General features: G+C 42.5%; 13 protein-coding genes. All 13 read left to right on the forward strand.

Going from position 1 to position 17,848, the window contains the following annotated elements:
- Window positions 1–42 precede the first annotated feature (42 nt).
- The 13 genes from ACFFGV_RS17855 to ACFFGV_RS17915 all read left to right on the forward strand — a co-directional run bounded on the left by ACFFGV_RS17855 (window position 43) and on the right by ACFFGV_RS17915 (window position 17,429).
- Window positions 43–1,665, forward strand: a complete 1,623-nt coding sequence (locus tag ACFFGV_RS17855; protein WP_377350777.1) for a GGDEF domain-containing response regulator — start codon at window positions 43–45, stop codon at window positions 1,663–1,665.
- A gap of 12 nt (window positions 1,666–1,677) precedes the next feature.
- On the forward strand, window positions 1,678–2,043 hold the full coding sequence (locus ACFFGV_RS17860; protein WP_377350780.1) for a response regulator: 366 nt from the start codon (window positions 1,678–1,680) through the stop codon (window positions 2,041–2,043).
- Window positions 2,036–5,290, forward strand: coding sequence for an ATP-binding protein (locus ACFFGV_RS17865; protein ID WP_377350783.1), 3,255 nt, complete (start codon window positions 2,036–2,038; stop codon window positions 5,288–5,290). Before ACFFGV_RS17860 ends, ACFFGV_RS17865 begins: the two co-directional genes overlap by 8 nt.
- Window positions 5,291–5,452: 162 nt before the next feature.
- Window positions 5,453–7,027, forward strand: a complete 1,575-nt coding sequence (locus tag ACFFGV_RS17870; protein WP_377350786.1) for a peptide chain release factor 3 — start codon at window positions 5,453–5,455, stop codon at window positions 7,025–7,027.
- A 138-nt stretch (window positions 7,028–7,165) separates the two neighbouring features.
- Entirely contained in the window at window positions 7,166–9,163 is a 1,998-nt protein-coding gene (gene uvrB / locus ACFFGV_RS17875; RefSeq protein WP_377350788.1) for an excinuclease ABC subunit UvrB, read from the forward strand.
- 8 nt (window positions 9,164–9,171) lie between these two features.
- The gene (uvrA, locus tag ACFFGV_RS17880; protein ID WP_377350790.1) at window positions 9,172–12,048 is read left to right on the forward strand and encodes an excinuclease ABC subunit UvrA; all 2,877 of its coding nucleotides are present in this window, start codon (window positions 9,172–9,174) and stop codon (window positions 12,046–12,048) included.
- A 142-nt stretch (window positions 12,049–12,190) separates the two neighbouring features.
- Window positions 12,191–12,913 (forward strand): class I SAM-dependent methyltransferase, encoded by a 723-nt coding sequence (locus tag ACFFGV_RS17885; RefSeq protein ID WP_377350792.1) that lies wholly within the window; start codon window positions 12,191–12,193, stop codon window positions 12,911–12,913.
- 225 nt (window positions 12,914–13,138) lie between these two features.
- Window positions 13,139–13,495, forward strand: coding sequence for a YojF family protein (locus tag ACFFGV_RS17890; RefSeq protein WP_377350794.1), 357 nt, complete (start codon window positions 13,139–13,141; stop codon window positions 13,493–13,495).
- 24 nt (window positions 13,496–13,519) lie between these two features.
- A complete protein-coding gene (gene bshB2 / locus ACFFGV_RS17895; protein ID WP_377350796.1) occupies window positions 13,520–14,194 on the forward strand; it encodes a bacillithiol biosynthesis deacetylase BshB2 in 675 nt (224 codons plus the stop codon).
- Between the two features lie 132 nt (window positions 14,195–14,326).
- Window positions 14,327–15,661, forward strand: a complete 1,335-nt coding sequence (dsdA, locus tag ACFFGV_RS17900; RefSeq protein WP_377350798.1) for a D-serine ammonia-lyase — start codon at window positions 14,327–14,329, stop codon at window positions 15,659–15,661.
- Window positions 15,662–15,757: 96 nt separating this feature from the next.
- Window positions 15,758–16,858 carry a DUF4097 family beta strand repeat-containing protein gene (locus tag ACFFGV_RS17905; protein ID WP_377350800.1) on the forward strand — a complete coding sequence of 367 codons (1,101 nt, stop codon included), beginning with the start codon at window positions 15,758–15,760 and terminating at the stop codon, window positions 16,856–16,858.
- Between the two features lie 14 nt (window positions 16,859–16,872).
- Window positions 16,873–17,079 (forward strand): PspC domain-containing protein, encoded by a 207-nt coding sequence (locus ACFFGV_RS17910; RefSeq protein WP_377350802.1) that lies wholly within the window; start codon window positions 16,873–16,875, stop codon window positions 17,077–17,079.
- Window positions 17,076–17,429 carry a phage holin family protein gene (locus tag ACFFGV_RS17915; protein ID WP_377350804.1) on the forward strand — a complete coding sequence of 118 codons (354 nt, stop codon included), beginning with the start codon at window positions 17,076–17,078 and terminating at the stop codon, window positions 17,427–17,429. The genes ACFFGV_RS17910 and ACFFGV_RS17915 overlap by 4 nt, the downstream gene beginning before the upstream one ends.
- The last annotated feature ends 419 nt before the right edge of the window (window positions 17,430–17,848 follow it).

The raw sequence follows: 17,848 nt of genomic DNA on the forward strand, positions 1-17,848 counted from the left end.
ATTAATGGGTAGAAGGCAAAGTTGGGAAAGGAGATATTGGACGTGAAAAAATACCAAGAAAAATTCCTGACTAGAGTGAAGGCAACATTAGAAACATGGGAATTGCAGTCGAGTGTGGAGCATACAGAGATCTATCATTTTTTGCACTCCTTAAAGGGAACAGCACTATCGATTGGATTAGAGGGGTTAACCACTCAAGCGGCAAAGCTTCTGGATAAGATAAATGAATCGGACATAAGAATATGGACTTACGAGGAATGGAAGCCGTTCATAGCCCCAGTCCAGGAAGAGGTAGACCAATATCATATACATAACCTTCCGGAGACGGAACTGGAACCGATTTCAATGCTGAAAGATACCGATGTTTCCGGCCCGCTAGTATTAGTAGTGGAGGATGACATTGAAATGCTTACTTTTCTCAAGGATCATCTGGAGCCGTATTACAGCGTCTTGGTGGCTGCTTCTGTTGAAAAAGCAGTTTCCATTTTTTATGGTCAAAAGCCGGACTATGTCATCGTGGACATCTATTTAGGGGAAGAAACCGGCTTTGAAATACTGGAGGAGATTGTAGACAAGGCGAGAAAAAGCCTAATCCCTACTATGCTTATTAGCGCTGACAGCTCCCTTCAAATAAAAACGAAAGCGTATCGCTCTGGAGCATTTGACTTTTTAGCCAAGCCGTTTCATCCAGAGGAACTGCTGTCTATTTTGGAAAATCGTCTGCGATATCGAAATACAGTCAATCAGCAAATTCTGACGGATAAGCTGACAGGAGCATACAATAGAAAATTCTTAGAGGATGAGCTGCTCCGGCAATGGAACGAATATAAACGGGATGATTACCCCTTTTCAGTAGCGATGCTTGATATTGATCGCTTTAAGAGTGTGAACGATACATATGGTCATGATGTAGGTGACATTATTCTCCAGCGTTTGTCCGATATGATTCACAGCAACAAACGGAGCGGCGACTTTTTTATTCGATATGGTGGTGAAGAATTTACGGTACTGATGCCGAAGACGACAACGGAGCAGGCTATTGTGCTGTTAAATCGTTTAAGAGAAAGCTTTGCACGAATGGAATTGTCATTTGGGGAGTCCCCATTATCCTGCACGTTTTCCTCTGGAGTATCGACGGTTTCTTCCCACACGGGAAATCCAAATGAGTTAATCAAACAGGCGGATATTGCCCTATATCAAGCTAAACGACATGGAAGAAATCAAGTCAGAAAATTTATCAGCGGAGAAGCGAAAATGGAGCCTGCCGAAGAAAATGTGCTTCATATTGGGATTGTTGATGATGATCCGGTCATTCGTGAATTGCTGGAGGACCAATTAGCTGGAATGTCTATTCCTAATCATAGAGTAGCGTTTAGCTATTTCCCGGATGGCAGAAGCTTCTTAGATGCGAATTGGACCTCTCAACAGGGGAAGTTCATGCTGCTATTAGACGGAGTTATGCCAGATATGGATGGGTTACATGTGTTGGAGCAGCTAAGAGATGAAGCTAATGATGTAGTAATTATCATGCTGACTGCTAGAAAAAAAGATCAGGATATTGTCAAAGCTCTGGAGCTTGGTGCCGATGATTATATTACCAAGCCTTTTAGTGTCAAAGAGGTAGAAGCCCGAGTGAAACGATTGGCTAATAGACTGTTAGTGTAGAGGAGGAAGCAGATGAAACGTATTTTATTAGCAGATGATGAAGAAGTGCTGCGCATGTTAATTGTCGACACGCTGGAAGAGGAAGGGTACGAAATAGTCGAAGCGGAAGATGGATATGAGGCGTTGGAATGGTTACGTAAGGATACCTTTGATCTTGTTATTTTAGATAATATGATGCCTGGAAAAACAGGTATAGAGGTAGCACGCGACATTCAATCGTTACCACATAGAGATGATTTTGACATTTTGATGTTAACCGCTAAACATCAACAGAAGGACATTGATGAATCCAAGCAGGCTGGAATTCAATATTATATGGGAAAGCCCTTCAGCCCTATGAAGCTTATGGAAGTGGTGGAGGAAATTTTGAATGCCTAACTTTTTTAAACAGAGTATTCGCAGACAATTCCTTTTTATCATGATGTTTGTTTTTCTACTGGCGTTTGTAGGGATGATGATCATTCTTCTCGTTGAATCACAAATGAAAGCATCTTATGTAGAGAAACGCGAGCAGGTATCGAAGGAAGTAGAGCTCCTTGAAAATTTGGAGGAGCAGTATAACCAAATGGTCCTTCGAGCAAGGGGATACCTTGCCTTTGGAAATGAAGGAGAATGGGAGAAAAGTGTACAGGCGCATGACCAGTTAGTAACCGATATTCTGGCTTATAAAAATTTGTCGTTAACCAACGAAGAGTCAGAGATGATAACGAACCTGGAGTCTTACGTCAATCGGTATTGGGATGAATTATTGCCGCAAGCTGTTACCCATATGGAGAATGGAGAATATGAGGATATACAGGCTTTATCCTTCACAAGCGAAGGAACGGATAAGGTGAATAGCTTATTTCAAACGTTACATACACTTGTAGAGGAAAAAGAACAGGACCTGCTTCGTTCTCATGATGATTTCATGAGTACCTTTGATTTACTGACCGTATTTATGATCTTATTTATTGCTGTGCTGTTTACCTTATTAAGCTTAGCGACGAAAAAGCTCTCCAGAGACATTGCTATGCCTTTATTTGAGCTGTCTGCTACTGCGGAAAGACTTGCCAAGGAAGAGCAGGTGTCGATACCGAAGTTTGATCGGAAGGATGAAATTGGTACGCTCGCTCATTCCTTTGAGAATATGGCGAATACCATCCAAGAAAGAGAGGCTGATTTGCAGGCTCATGTCGAAGAGCTGCAAGCACAGCAGGATGAATTGACAGACCAGCAAGAGCGGCTAGAGTCCTCCTATCAAGAAATTAACACGCTCAATATGGCCATTAACGAAGCTGCAATTGTAGCTATATCCGACAATAAAGGGATCTTCACCTTTGTTAATGATAAGTACTGTGAGCTGTCCAAGTATAAGAAGGAGGAGCTGGAAGGCTTGCCGTACACCATAATCCTTTCTGGCGAACATGAAGACGCATTTTATGATAGCTTACTGACTACATTGCGTTCAGGACGGATTTGGAAAGGAGAGATTCGTAATAGAGCTAAGGATGGCTCCATTTATTGGACAGATACCACGATTGTTCCGTATCTAGATGAAAATGGTGAAATTGAACAGTTTATTAATATTCAATTTGATATTACCATCATTAAGCATGCAGAAGCAGAGCTGAAAGATATGCTGGAAGAATCGAACCGTACGAAGCTCATGCTGGAGGATTATAACGAGTTTAATCATGTTCTATCCACTACGTTGGAAAAGGAAGACATGATGGAAGCGGTTATGTATAAGCTCAGCAGTATCTTTCACTATGAAAAAGGGATACTAGTAGATTTAAATGAGTATGAATATACCTGTATTGGGATTGGAGAAGAAGCCGCTAGACAATATGTACAGCACATCGACACACATGTGCTCGTTCGTCTCCAAGACATAAAAGAGCTGTATGTGACCAAACGGGAAGCACTCGAAGGAGAGCGAGGGTATCATGACTCGCCTTTGTATAGCTACGATGTAACAGCACCTATATTTAACTCTGACGGAAATATAATGGCTGTTTTCAGCTGCACAAGAGTTGGAATGGAGTTTACAGAGGATGAACTAGATGAATTAGATGGATTGCTGAATCAGGTAGCATTATCGCTTGGGAAGATATTACTGTATGACCAGACGGAAAATGATCGTCAATTAAACCAGACCATTATTGATAATGTAAACGAAGGTATTCAATTTGTGGACAAATCGGGGGATTTGGTGCAGTACAATGAAAAAATGTGCGAATTCCTGCATATCACCTCAGAGGAAGCATTTAGTTCTGCCTCGTTTGAGCAATGGAAGGAAGTTTTTTTACGTCGAATTGGGGATCATGAAGCGCTGTCTGCTTTTTTTGAGGAAACGATATTCTCTTCTGAAGCAACAGGCTCCATCCTCCAATATGAAATAGAATATCCAAACAAGCGTATCATGGAAGTGTATGCGGAGCGAATAGTTCATAATCAGCATCAGCTAGGGACACTGCTCGTACATCGCGACATTACCTCTCAATATGAAGTTGACCAAATGAAATCAGAGCTTGTGAGTACTGTCAGCCATGAACTGCGAACTCCTTTGGCAAGTGTTCTTGGCTATACTGAACTCATGCTGAAGAGAAATCTGTCAGAAGAAAAGCAGAAGCGATACATTGATACCATTCATAAGGAAGCCAAACGACTCACCAACCTTATTAATGATTTTCTAGATTTGCAGCGAATGGAGTCAGGTCGCCAAAGCTATACAGTGGAAGAGCTTAATGTTATCGATTTGGCTAAGGAAGTTATGGAAGGATTTAAAATCCATAACCCAACTCATTATTTTGAAGTGCAGCATCGTATGGAAAGAGCAGTTATTTCTGGAGACAGAGAGAAGCTAGTCCAGGTCTTTACCAATTTAATCGGCAATGCAGTGAAATTTTCTCCTGAAGGTGGGTCTGTCATTGTTTCTATTACAACGAGTGAGGAGGAAGTCGTTGTTCATATAGCAGATGAAGGGTTGGGCATACCGGATAGTGAAATGACCAAGCTGTTTAAAAAGTTTCACCGAATAGATAATACGGATAGAAGGAAAATTGGTGGAACTGGATTAGGGCTTGCTATTTGCAAGGAAATAATTGAAGCGCATGAAGGAGCTATTACAGTCCACTCGGAAATTGGAGTAGGTAGTGTATTTACGTTTCGGCTGCCCTCTGCCCCAGGTAAACGACAGCAGGACGGCAGCTCCAAGCACCCATTATACTCTGGCTTCCCTCTTTTAATGGTAGTAGAGGATGACGAGAGCCTCGCTTCTCTATTATCAGAGGAATTAAATGGAGCAGGGTTTAATGTATTGTCCTTCTCTACTGCAGAGGCTGCCCTCGACTCTTTACAGCAGCACGAGCCGGATGCCTTTGTGATAGACTTAATGCTAGGAAAAGGTATGAACGGATGGGAGCTCATTGAAGAGCTCAAAACAAGAGAAGACACAAAGGACACGCCAATCTTCATATCAACGGCCCTTGATGAAGAAGAAAAAGGAGAACAGTGGAACGTGAACCATTACTTAACGAAGCCTTATCCTCCAAATAAGCTGGCTACTATCATTTTGCAGACGCTCATTACGAATGATAAAAAGGGGCAGATTATGATTGCAGATAGAGACCTAAAAGCATAGCTTGATTTTTTTCGATGTGCTATGTAATGATAGGAAGAGTGAATAGTGTAATCGGCTAACAACAAAGGCAATGGATTGGGAAAGAACAGGCTGTATCACCAGTCTGTTCTTTCGGTATTTCAATAGAAGCTAGAGATCTATAGAATAGGAGAAGGTTAAACGATGAGTGTACAAGAAGAAATGAAAAAACGTCGCACCTTTGCGATTATCTCTCACCCTGACGCAGGGAAAACGACGTTAACAGAGAAATTTTTATTATATGGTAATTTAATTCGCAATGCAGGTACGGTCAAAGGAAAGAAATCTGGTAAGTTCGCAACATCGGACTGGATGGACATAGAGAAGAAACGTGGTATATCCGTCACTTCCTCTGTGATGAACTTTGAGTACGAGGGGCTTCATATCAATATATTGGATACTCCTGGACACGAGGACTTTAGTGAGGATACCTATCGTACGCTTACGGCTGTGGACAGCGTAATTATGATTCTAGACGGTACAAAAGGGATTGAAGCGCAGACCCTGAAGCTATTTAAAGTATGTAAAATGCGTGGTATCCCTATTTTTACCTTTATTAACAAGCTGGACCGGGAGGGCAAAGACCCATTTGATTTATTAAAGGAAATAGAAGAAGAGCTTGGAATTCAAACATACGCTATGAACTGGCCAGTAGGAATGGGCAAACGATTCCAGGGGGTATTTGATCGGGAGAATGATCAATTCATTCACTTCTCCGGGAATGAGGAAGAAACTAGAATTCCCAATGCAGATCTAGAAAACCATACCGAGCTTGTAGAGAACGAAGAATTTCAAACCGCATACGAAGAGTTAGAACTATTAGATGAAGCTGGAGAAGAATTTGATATGGAGGCTGTCCAGGAGGGAGAGCTTACACCAGTATATTTTGGTAGTGCCTTAGCTCCATTCGGTGTGCAAACCTTCTTTGAATCCTTTATCTCTATGGCACCGCAGCCTTTTCCGCGTAAAGCATCAGGAGAGCTTATTTCTCCCGATAAAGAAGAATTCTCAGGCTTTATCTTTAAGATACAAGCTAATATGAATCCTGCTCACCGGGACAGAGTTGCTTTTGTGCGTGTATGTTCTGGTAAGTTTGAACGAGGGATGAAGGTAACGCTTGACCGCACAGGTAAAAGTATTAAAATAGCTCAAACGCAGCAATTCATTGCCTCCTCCCGAGAAACGCTGGAGGAAGCATATGCTGGCGATATTATTGGCATTTATGATCCGAACGTTTATCGCATCGGTGACACGCTTGTAGAAGGAAGCGAATCCTTCCATTACGAGGAGCTCCCACAGTTCCCGCCAGAGCTATTTAAGAAAGTAACGGTGAAGAATGTCATGAAATCGAAGCAGTTTAAAAAGGGAATCGAACAGCTCGTACAAGAGGGGGCTATTCAGCTTTTCCGCGGTGTTCGAAACGAGGAATATATTATTGGAGCGGTTGGTCAGCTTCAGTACGATGTGTTTGAATACCGCATGCAAAACGAATATAACGTCGAGGTTATGTTTGAATCAATCGGCGAGAGGTTGCCACGATGGTTGAAGGAAGAACAAGTAGATAAGTCGTTATTTGACGAACGAAGCTTGCTTGTCAAGGATAGAGAGGAAAACTATCTTGCACTGTTTAAGAATGAGTTCTCCTTACGGTGGTTCCAAGACAAAAATGCAGACATCGAATTAATTGACCTGTTTGATGTGAATCAGTACAGTCAATAATATAAAAAGCTGAGCCTATGATACAGAAGGTTCAGCTTTTTTATCTATATATAGGCAGGCGAAATACTCGAATGTTTGTTCGTGTTTGTGTTAGAATAGTGATATTATGTGGTAAACTACGTGTAGCAATTATAGGGAATGGAGGTTGCAATAGTGGAAAGTCAATTTGATTTAGTGTCGAAATATCAACCTCAAGGTGACCAGCCTCGGGCCATTCAAGAGTTGACCGATGGCATACGGGAGGGCAAGAAGCACCAGGCGCTTCTTGGTGCAACGGGAACAGGGAAGACGTTCACTATGTCCAACGTCATACAGGAAGTAAACAAACCGACGTTAGTCATTGCCCACAATAAAACGCTGGCAGGACAGCTCTACAGCGAATTTAAGGAGTTTTTTCCTAATAATGCAGTAGAGTATTTTGTTAGTTATTATGATTATTATCAGCCAGAAGCATATGTACCTTCTACCGATACATTTATAGAGAAGGACGCCAACATAAATGATGAGATTGATAAATTAAGACACTCTGCAACATCTTCTCTTTTTGAAAGAAGAGACGTTATCATTGTTGCCAGTGTGTCCTGTATATATGGTTTAGGTAACCCGGATGAATACCGGAATTTAGTACTATCTGTTCGAAAAGGAATGGAGAAAGACAGAGATGAACTGCTTCGCGACCTTGTTGATATTCAATATGCGAGAAACGATATTGATTTTCAGCGTGGTACGTTCCGTGTCCGTGGAGATTCGGTAGAGGTCATTCCGGCCTCTCGAGAAGAGCATTGTCTTCGGATTGAATTCTTTGGAGATGAAATTGATCGAATAAGAGAGGTTGATGCTTTAACCGGAGAAATTATTGGGGATAGAGAGCATGTCGCTATATTTCCGGCCTCTCACTTCGTAACCAGGGAAGAAAAGATGAAAGTAGCTATAAAGAACATAGAGCGAGAATTACAAGAACGACTGAAGGAACTGAAGGATCAAAATAAACTGTTGGAGGCGCAACGCCTGGAGCAGCGAACCAGCTATGATTTAGAGATGATGCGGGAGATGGGCTTCTGCTCTGGGATTGAGAACTACTCCAGACATTTAACGCTTAGAGAAGAAGGAGCAACTCCTTATACCTTATTGGACTATTTTCCAGAAGATTACATGATTATGATAGACGAGTCCCACGTTACCCTTCCGCAAGTAGGAGGCATGTTCAATGGAGACAAGGCTCGTAAACAGGTATTAGTCGACCATGGATTCCGTCTGCCTTCTGCCCTTGATAACCGTCCATTAATGTTCAAGGAATTTGAGGAGCGTATGAATCAGGTCGTTTATGTTTCTGCTACACCAGGTCCTTATGAGCAAGAGCATTCACCTAAAATGGTCGAGCAAATCATTCGTCCTACTGGATTACTGGACCCTGAAATTGATGTTCGTCCAATTCATGGCCAGATTGATAATCTGATTGGTGAAATAAATAATCGAAAAGAGAAGAATGAGCGTGTGTTAGTCACTACGCTTACGAAGAAAATGTCAGAGGACCTGACCGACTACCTGAAGGAAATTGGCATTAAAGTAGCGTATCTTCATTCAGAGATTAAAACATTAGAGCGTATTGAAATTATTCGAGATTTAAGACGAGGAAAGTATGATGTGCTTGTCGGGATCAACCTGTTAAGAGAAGGGCTTGATATTCCGGAGGTATCTCTTGTTGCCATTTTAGATGCAGATAAAGAAGGCTTCCTTCGTTCCCAGCGTTCCCTTATTCAGACGATTGGCCGCGCTGCCCGAAATGAGAATGGTCAGGTAATTATGTATGCCGATAAGTACACCAATTCAATGAACATTGCAATTGAGGAAACGGAGCGAAGACGAGCGAAACAGATAGCGTATAACGAGGAGCATGGTGTTACCCCGACTACCATTAAGAAAGAAATTCGTGACGTCATCCAGGCTACAATGGCTGCTGAGGATGGAGAATCCTATGGTGAACATAAGCCTAATGTTTCCAATATGAGCAAAAAGGAAAAAGAAGAAGTAATCAACAACATGGAAGAAGAAATGAAGCAGGCTGCCCGCGACTTAAACTTTGAAAAAGCAGCTGAACTACGCGATTTACTATTAGAACTAAAAGCGGAAGGGTGATCGAGCAAATGAGTCAGCAAAAATCTATTCGTGTCCAGGGGGCTCGCGCCCATAACTTAAAAAGTGTGGATTTAGAAATCCCTAAAAATAATTTAGTTGTCTTAACAGGCTTGTCAGGGTCAGGGAAATCATCCCTGGCTTTTGATACGATATATGCAGAAGGACAGCGTCGATATGTAGAATCTCTCTCTGCCTATGCTCGGCAATTTTTAGGGCAGATGGATAAGCCGGACGTCGATTCTATCGAAGGACTGTCACCAGCTATTTCCATTGACCAGAAAACAACGAGTAAAAACCCTCGTTCCACTGTTGGTACGGTTACAGAAATATATGATTATTTACGTCTCTTGTATGCCAGAGTAGGGCGACCTACGTGCCCATACCACAATATAGAAATAACCTCCCAGACGGTTCAGCAAATGGTAGATCAGCTGTTGGAATACCCGGAAAGAACGAAGATACAAATTCTAGCGCCAGTTGTGTCCGGCCGTAAGGGACAGCACGTCAAGGTGTTGGAGCGCCTTCAAAAAGAAGGCTACGTTCGTCTTCGTATTGATGGGGAGATGCGGGAGGTCTCTGAGGATATTGAGCTGGAGAAAAACAAAAAGCATTCCATTGAAGTGGTGATTGATCGAGTGGCCATCAAGGAAGGAATATCAGGCAGACTATCTGACTCTGTCGAGACGGCGCTTCGTCTTGGAGAGGGACAGCTCATAGTAGATATAATTGATGGAGAGGAATTACATTTCAATGAAAATCATGCTTGTCCCATATGTGGGTTTTCCGTTGGGGAATTAGAGCCTCGAATGTTTTCCTTTAACAGCCCATATGGCGCATGTGACCGTTGTGACGGTCTAGGGCTCCAGCTGGAAGTGGATATTGATTTAGTCATTCCAGATTGGAGCCTCTCGCTAAACGAACATGCTATCGCTCCATGGGAGCCGGGGAGCTCCCAGTACTACCCGCAGCTACTGAAGAGCGTGTGTGATCATTATGGAATCGACATGGATACGCCCCTTGAAAAAATTCCGAAACATCTTTTGGAAAGAGTATTATACGGAAGCGGTGACGAAAAAATCTATTTCCGCTATGAGAATGACTTCGGACGTGTACGAGAAAATGAGATATTCTTTGAAGGGGTCATTCCGAATGTGGAAAGAAGATATCGGGAAACATCTTCGGAATACATTCGGGAACAAATGGAGAAATACATGTCACAAAAGCCTTGTCCAAAATGCAGCGGTAACCGTCTTGATGAGAAGCCGTTGTCTGTTCTAATCAACAACCACCATATTGGACAGGTTACAGATTACTCCATTCAAGATGCCAAAACCTTTTTCCAAACTGTTGAACTGACAGAAAAAGAAGAGCAGATTGCAAGAATGATTTTGAAGGAAATTGAGGATCGCCTGTCATTCCTTATCAATGTCGGTTTGGATTATTTAACGCTCTCCCGTGCGGCTGGTACATTGTCCGGCGGTGAAGCGCAGCGAATTCGTCTAGCTACTCAGATCGGAGCAGCCTTAACGGGTGTATTATACGTACTCGATGAGCCATCTATTGGATTGCACCAGCGGGATAACGACCGACTCATATCTACCTTGAAACGAATGAGAGATTTAGATAACACATTAATTGTAGTTGAGCATGATGAGGATACGATGCTCGCTGCAGATCACCTGATTGATATTGGGCCAGGAGCTGGAGCTCATGGCGGCGAGATAGTCTCTCAAGGAACGCCGACAGATGTAATGAATGATGAACATTCCTTAACAGGACAATACCTTTCCGGTTCGAAATTTATTCCGGTGCCACACGAACGCCGTAAGCCGGACGGACGCTTTATTGAAATTATCGGTGCACAGGAAAACAATTTGAAAAATGTCAACGCATCGCTTCCGTTAGGAACCCTAAATGCCGTAACAGGAGTTTCCGGATCTGGAAAAAGTACGTTAGTTAATGAGATTTTATACAAATCACTAGCTCAACGTCTTCATAAAGGAAAAGTAAAGCCAGGCCAGCACAAGGAAATTAAAGGCTTGGATCATTTGGATAAAGTAATTGATATAGATCAGTCTCCTATTGGTCGTACCCCTCGCTCAAACCCGGCAACCTATACTGGAGTCTTCGATGATATTAGAGATGTGTTTGCCCAAACAAATGAGGCGAAAATTCGCGGGTATAAAAAGGGACGCTTCAGCTTTAACGTAAAGGGTGGAAGATGCGAGGCTTGCCGGGGTGATGGTATAATTAAGATAGAAATGCATTTTCTTCCAGATGTGTACGTTCCATGTGAAGTGTGTGATGGAAAACGATACAACCGGGAAACACTTGAAGTGAAATACAAGGGTAAGAGTATAGCGGATGTATTAGCTATGACGATTGAAGATGCTTATGAGTTCTTCGAAGCGATTCCGAAAATTAAACGGAAGCTGTCCACATTATTTGATGTGGGGCTTGGATACATTACGCTTGGACAACCAGCTACTACCCTCTCAGGGGGAGAGGCACAGCGAGTAAAGCTGGCTAGTGAGCTGCATCGACGCTCCACAGGCAAGTCCTTGTATATTCTGGATGAACCTACTACAGGACTGCATGTCGATGATATATCCCGTTTGCTAATGGTGCTGCAGCGTCTTGTGGACAACGGGGAAACGGTATTGATTATTGAGCATAACCTTGATGTTATTAAGGCAGCAGATTACCTTGTGGACCTTGGACCAGAAGGTGGAGCAAAGGGCGGCGAAATTGTTGCTACTGGAACACCTGAAGAGATTTCATCCCATCCGCATTCCTATACTGGTAAATATCTTGGTCCTATATTAGAACGAGATAAAAGCAGAATGAAGGAACGTATGAAAGAAAGAGAGAAGGTTTCCAAATAATAGATACGCACCAGGACAAACACCCTCTTCTGGAGATCATCTAAATCCAGGCTTTTAAGAAGGGTTGGTTGTGTACCAAATGAACTTCCATTTCTTTAATCAAGTGCACAAGGATAGCTACGCTCTGCGGGAGGCCTCGCTAGTGTGGCGAAAGACAGTTGATGACTTTCTGGCGGTCAAGGGGCTAACCATCGCGGATATAGGATGCGGTGGGGGTATTTACACGAGAGCGATGCTTGAAATGGGGGCAGGGCATGTATTTGCCATCGATGCATCTCACACCATGCTCGACGGAGCCCGTTCATTTTTATCTGACCACAAGAAAGTTACCTTTCTAGAGGGGGAGGCCTCTACTATTCCTTTAGAAGCCGAAGTGGCAAATGTTGTATTGGAAAGAGCATTGATACATCATTTACAGCGTTCTGAGCTTAGGGAAAATGTCAAGGAACTATATCGAATATTACAACCTGGCGGATTCGTCCTTATTCAGGATAGGACGCTGGAGGATTGCTTTCTTCCTCCTGACAAGGAGCATGTACGCGGCCACTTCTTCACCCTTTTTCCTGAGCTTCGTAAATATGAGCAAGTAAGGCGCTATAATTCAGATTATGTAATTCGGCAATTACATGGGGCGGGCTTTTTCAAGATAAAAGTGAAAAAGCTCATGGAAACGAGATTTCTGTACCCCAATCATCATGAGCTTTACAAAGATCTTATCCAGCGTAGAGGTCGTTCTATTTTACATGAATTAAAGGATGAGGAGCTGGAGCATTTAGCTTCTTATATTCAGGATCAGTATCTTCCTAATGAGTCCATTATCGAGAAGGATCGCTGGACGATCTGGATGGCTCAAAAACCTCGTTGATCATAAGCCTTGCTTCATCTTTTAGCTGGGTACCAAGCTTACCATAGGACTGTCCTCTCATATGGAGTGCAGTCCTTTTCCTATGGATATTAATGAACTTTATTGAAGCTATGGAAAGATTATTTCTATTGTGCTGTTTCGGGCGTGGGAAGGTAGATTCTTTGACGATTGGGTGGATAATTGGGTAGAGTAAAAAAAGATACTAGTACGAGAGGAGTCATCATCATGGAAATAATCCAGATTGATAAAGCTCAGAATGCACTGAATGAACTTGCGAACAAGGATGTGTATGTGCATTTAGAAACGACCAATGGCGCGTATGCAAGCCATTTTAATGCGAACGCATATAATGTAGGGGCGTTTATTCGAAACGCTAAGCTTCAATATGAGCATGCCAAAATCGTTGGGAAGGATGACAAATCATACCGTGTCGGATTGAAAATGGATCACGGCTGGGTTTATGCTGAGGGTCTAACCCATTTTGAAGTGGATGCAGACAAGCGCTTATTGATGGCCGGACATGATGCGGAAGGGCGATTAATGGTTGCACTTCAAATCAGTGAAACGCCGTTTACTAACTAAGCAGCAAAAGGAGAGAACAGGATTATGGATCAACATCAACACGTAGCAATCATACTTCCTCACCCAGATGACGAAGCATTCGGATGCTCTGGCACGATTTTGCAATTTCGTGAAAAGAATATTCCTGTCACCTATCTCTGTGGTACGTTAGGCGAGATGGGGCGTAACATGGGAACACCTCCGTTTGCAACGAGAGAAACACTGCCGGAATTTCGCAAAAAAGAATTAATAGATGCTTGTGAGGCGTTAGATGTAGAGCTTCATATGCTTGGATATCGTGACAAAACAATAGAGTTTGAAGATAGAAATGAAATGGCAACACATCTTAAGAAACTGTTAGATGATATTCAACCGAGCTTAGTCATCACCTTCTATCCTGGTTATGCTGTCCATCCTGACCATGATGCAATGGGAGCCGCTGCTATTGAAGCGGTTAGCCGATTCGATAAGGCGAGCCGACCTGAGGTGTGGGCAAAAGCCATTACACACGACCGCCGACAAACCTTAGGGGAACCAGACCTTGTGATGGATGTGGAGGACTATTTTGAAGGCAAGATGAAAGCAATTGAAGCTCACCGTTCTCAAGCAGAAGGAATGATGAGCCAATTCCGCACAAGCCCTGAGTTAAAGGAAATTAACTCTGAAGGTAAAAAGCTGCTCCAGTTTGAAGAATTTTATACGTGGCGGTTTGAAGATTAACAGTATCCTAGCGGGTACTGTTTTTTTATGAGAATTGAAAGATTTATCAGATTTATACCTGCAATATAATTTTCCGTTCCCTCTAAAAGCGTTATGATAGATAGTAGAGACTTGGCTGAAGGAGGTTCCATCATGGAACAAATAATCGCGGGAAAAACGGTAACCGAATGGGAAAATGCTTTTCCATTAATGAGTAGGATTATGGATACGAAGGAAGTATTTTGGGAGAACCCTAATGTCGTAGCGACAGCCGACCTGCCAGAGGATAAAGAGGTCACGATGGAGGATATACTCGAAGCGGAAGCTCTTTTTACCCGCTTTGCTCCTTTTATACGAAGAGTTTTTCCAGAAACAGAAATGACACAGGGGCAGATTGAATCCCCTTTTAAGCATGTATCCCATATGAAGCAGATGCTGGAGGATACATTTTCAGGTACGGTGCCAGGAGATATTTGGTTAAAATGCGATAATGAATTGGCAATTGCCGGCTCGATAAAAGCCCGAGGCGGTTTTTATGAGATTTTAGCCTATGCGGAAAAGCTGGCCATCGACAATGGTATGCTACTCCAGGAGGATAACTATGAGAAGCTAGCAAATGATGCGTTTCAATCCTTCTTTTCTAACTATTCTATTGCAGTTGGCTCCACGGGGAACTTAGGGCTTAGCATCGGGATTATTAGTGCCAAGCTAGGATTCCACGTAACGGTGCATATGTCAAAGGACGCGAAGGAATGGAAGAAAAGCTTGTTACGCAAGCATGGTGTGGTGGTAGAAGAACACGAGGGTGACTTCAGTGAAGCAGTAGATCAGGGAAGAAATCAGTGCCAGCGTACTAGTAATTGCTATTTCGTAGATGATGAGGATTCCCGTCATCTGTTCTTAGGCTATGCTGTAGCAGCTTTACGCTTAAAGCGTCAAATACAAGCCAACCACCTTTCAGTGAATGAACAGCATCCGCTCGTAGTTTATCTGCCATGTGGTGTTGGAGGTGGACCAAGTGGAGTAGCATTTGGCCTGAAGAAGATATTCGGGGACAATGTGTACTGCTACTTTGCTGAACCAACCCATTCTCCGTCTGTTTTACTCGGATTAATGACAGGAAGATTCCATGAAATTGCTGTACAGGATTTTGGAATCGATAATCTTACAGCCGCTGATGGACTTGCCGTTGGAAGGCCTTCTCGATATGCATTGGATAAGGTAAAGCATATCGTGAATGGTGTCTACACAATAGACGATCACATGCTGTATCGATTGCTCTATTTACTCCATGAAGCGGAGGGGATTAAGCTTGAACCTTCTGCATTAGCAGGTATGTATGGACCTAAGCAATGGATGAATAAAGCGGAACCTCCATTTGGATTGGAGGCCCATCATGTCGTTTGGGCAACTGGTGGAAATCTTGTTCCGGAACAGGATATGGAGAGCTATATTCAATATGGAAAACAATGTATGGAGGATAAATGAATCCTATCCTCCTATTGAATCGTAAAGAAAGGTACAAAGAAATGGATATAGGCCATGCCGCACCATCATATATACAAAATGGAGGAGAAAAAGCACATGAATGAAGAGAGGCAACGGATTCTAAAGCTACTGGAACAGGGGATGATCAATTCAGAAGAAGCAGAAGAACTGCTTGATGCGATTACACATGCAGAGGACATGAAGGAACAGGAGCCAAAGGAGGACGATGTTCATGCTCTGTCCACGAAAGTAGATTGGAAAGCAAACGAACAGCAATCCTATAAAACAGGCTCTAACAAGAAAAGGTTCATGGAATTCGTGGAAGATACCATAACGAAAATTAAAAATGTAGATCTTGATTTTAACTTTGGTTCCTATTACGAAGTGTCGCACATTTTTCAAAATCAGGGTGTTTCCTTTTCAAAAGTTCATCTGGATATCGCTAATGGCTCCTTAGAGGTTAGACCTTGGGGAGAAGATGATCTCCGCATTGAATGTAAGGCGAAGGTATATCAGGCTAAACATCAGGATGACGCCCGCAAACGATTTATGGAGCTGAAAAAATATAATGTGGACGATGAGGCATTGAGTTTTGCTATCAGCTCTAAAAAAGTGAAAACGAATGTTGTGTTGTATATTCCGAATAAATGGTATGATGATATCTCCTTGCGGCTATTTAACGGCCCTATTCAAGTTGAGCAGCTGAAAACAAAAGAATTTCATGCCAAAACAGCCAACGGTAAACTGGAGCTGGCACATCTGGATGGAAGAGAAATTGAAGTAGAAACATCCAATGGAGCGATAACCTTGCAGAATGTAAATGCAACAGATGTCGAGGCAGAAAGCATAAATGGGTCTATCACAATAGATGGTCGCTATCATAAAGTGGATGCTCAATGTGTAAATGGGAATATTAAATGTTATTGGGGCGGGGACGAAGGACATACAGGTTATTATAAAACCACTACAGGGAATATATCTGTACACGTGCCGCCAGAAAGACATATTGAAGGGAAGCTTCATACGAGTATCGGAAATATTCATTGCACGCTTCCAGACTTTCAAATAGAAGAAGAGAAGAAGGAAGTGCTGCGAAAAGAGCTTATCTTTCAATCAAGGGCAGAGCAGGGAAACCCGCTCCACATTGATGCGGAAACCAAGACAGGCGTCGTTACTATTCAATCCAACCATTCGTAAGGAGGCGATTCAGCATGAAGGACAGAAAACTAATGAGATCTAAAGATAAGAAAATGCTATCTGGGGTATTGGGTGGATTATCTGATTATATGAATTTTGATGTAACAATCATTCGACTTATCTTTGCCCTGCTCACCATTTTGAGCATCGGCTTTCCAATGATAATTGTTTATATTATTGCAGCCGTAATCATACCTGAAGAAGGAGACGTTGTATCATGAAGAACTGGCTGGTGCATATTGTCGTAACCACCATTGCTATCATTCTTGTATCTCAGCTTGTGGACTCCTTTTACGTAGAAGGAGTTGGAACGGCTGTGCTCGCCAGTGTCATCTTGTCAATCTTGAATGTGATTGTAAGGCCGATTCTGGTGGTCCTTACTTTACCGATTACAGTCGTCTCGCTCGGCCTGTTTTTATTCGTCATTAACGCCATTACGTTAATGATTACCCAATCCTTACTCGGCAGCAACTTTGAAATTGACGGATTTGGCATGGCGATTGTAGCAGCTATCATTATTTCTCTGCTATCGTTAATTCTGAATCAATTGTTTAAAGGATTGAAGGAGTAAAAAAAGACAGGATTTCCTTATCAGCTTCCCCTATCCGTTCCAGTGTCAGTAATAGAGGGGGATGGTAGACAATGTATATACCAGCTATAGGCGTATTTCACGTTTATGAGTGGATTATCCTTAAAAGCTCCCCATCCCAAGCGGATAGGGAGCTTTTGTATGGGGGGGATGACTTGGCTTGGTGGTGTTCTGTAACGGCGATAATGAGGACCAGCTCTTTTTCTGATAAACTATTTCATCCTAATTGTGACTTGAAACATTACTGTTATTTCATCCCTATATGTGCAACCTATAATATAGGTCTCCGTTAAATTTATAGTCTATTTTTGGTGTAACCTCCTATGTGTAAGACTTGAATTCGAGATATTATCACTCGCTGTTACATACTTTACTAGGCGATTTGTATTTAGAAAGTTTGA

Origin of the sequence: Pontibacillus salicampi (assembly GCF_042434395.1) — a bacterium.
GTDB lineage: Bacteria > Bacillota > Bacilli > Bacillales > BH030062 > Pontibacillus > Pontibacillus salicampi.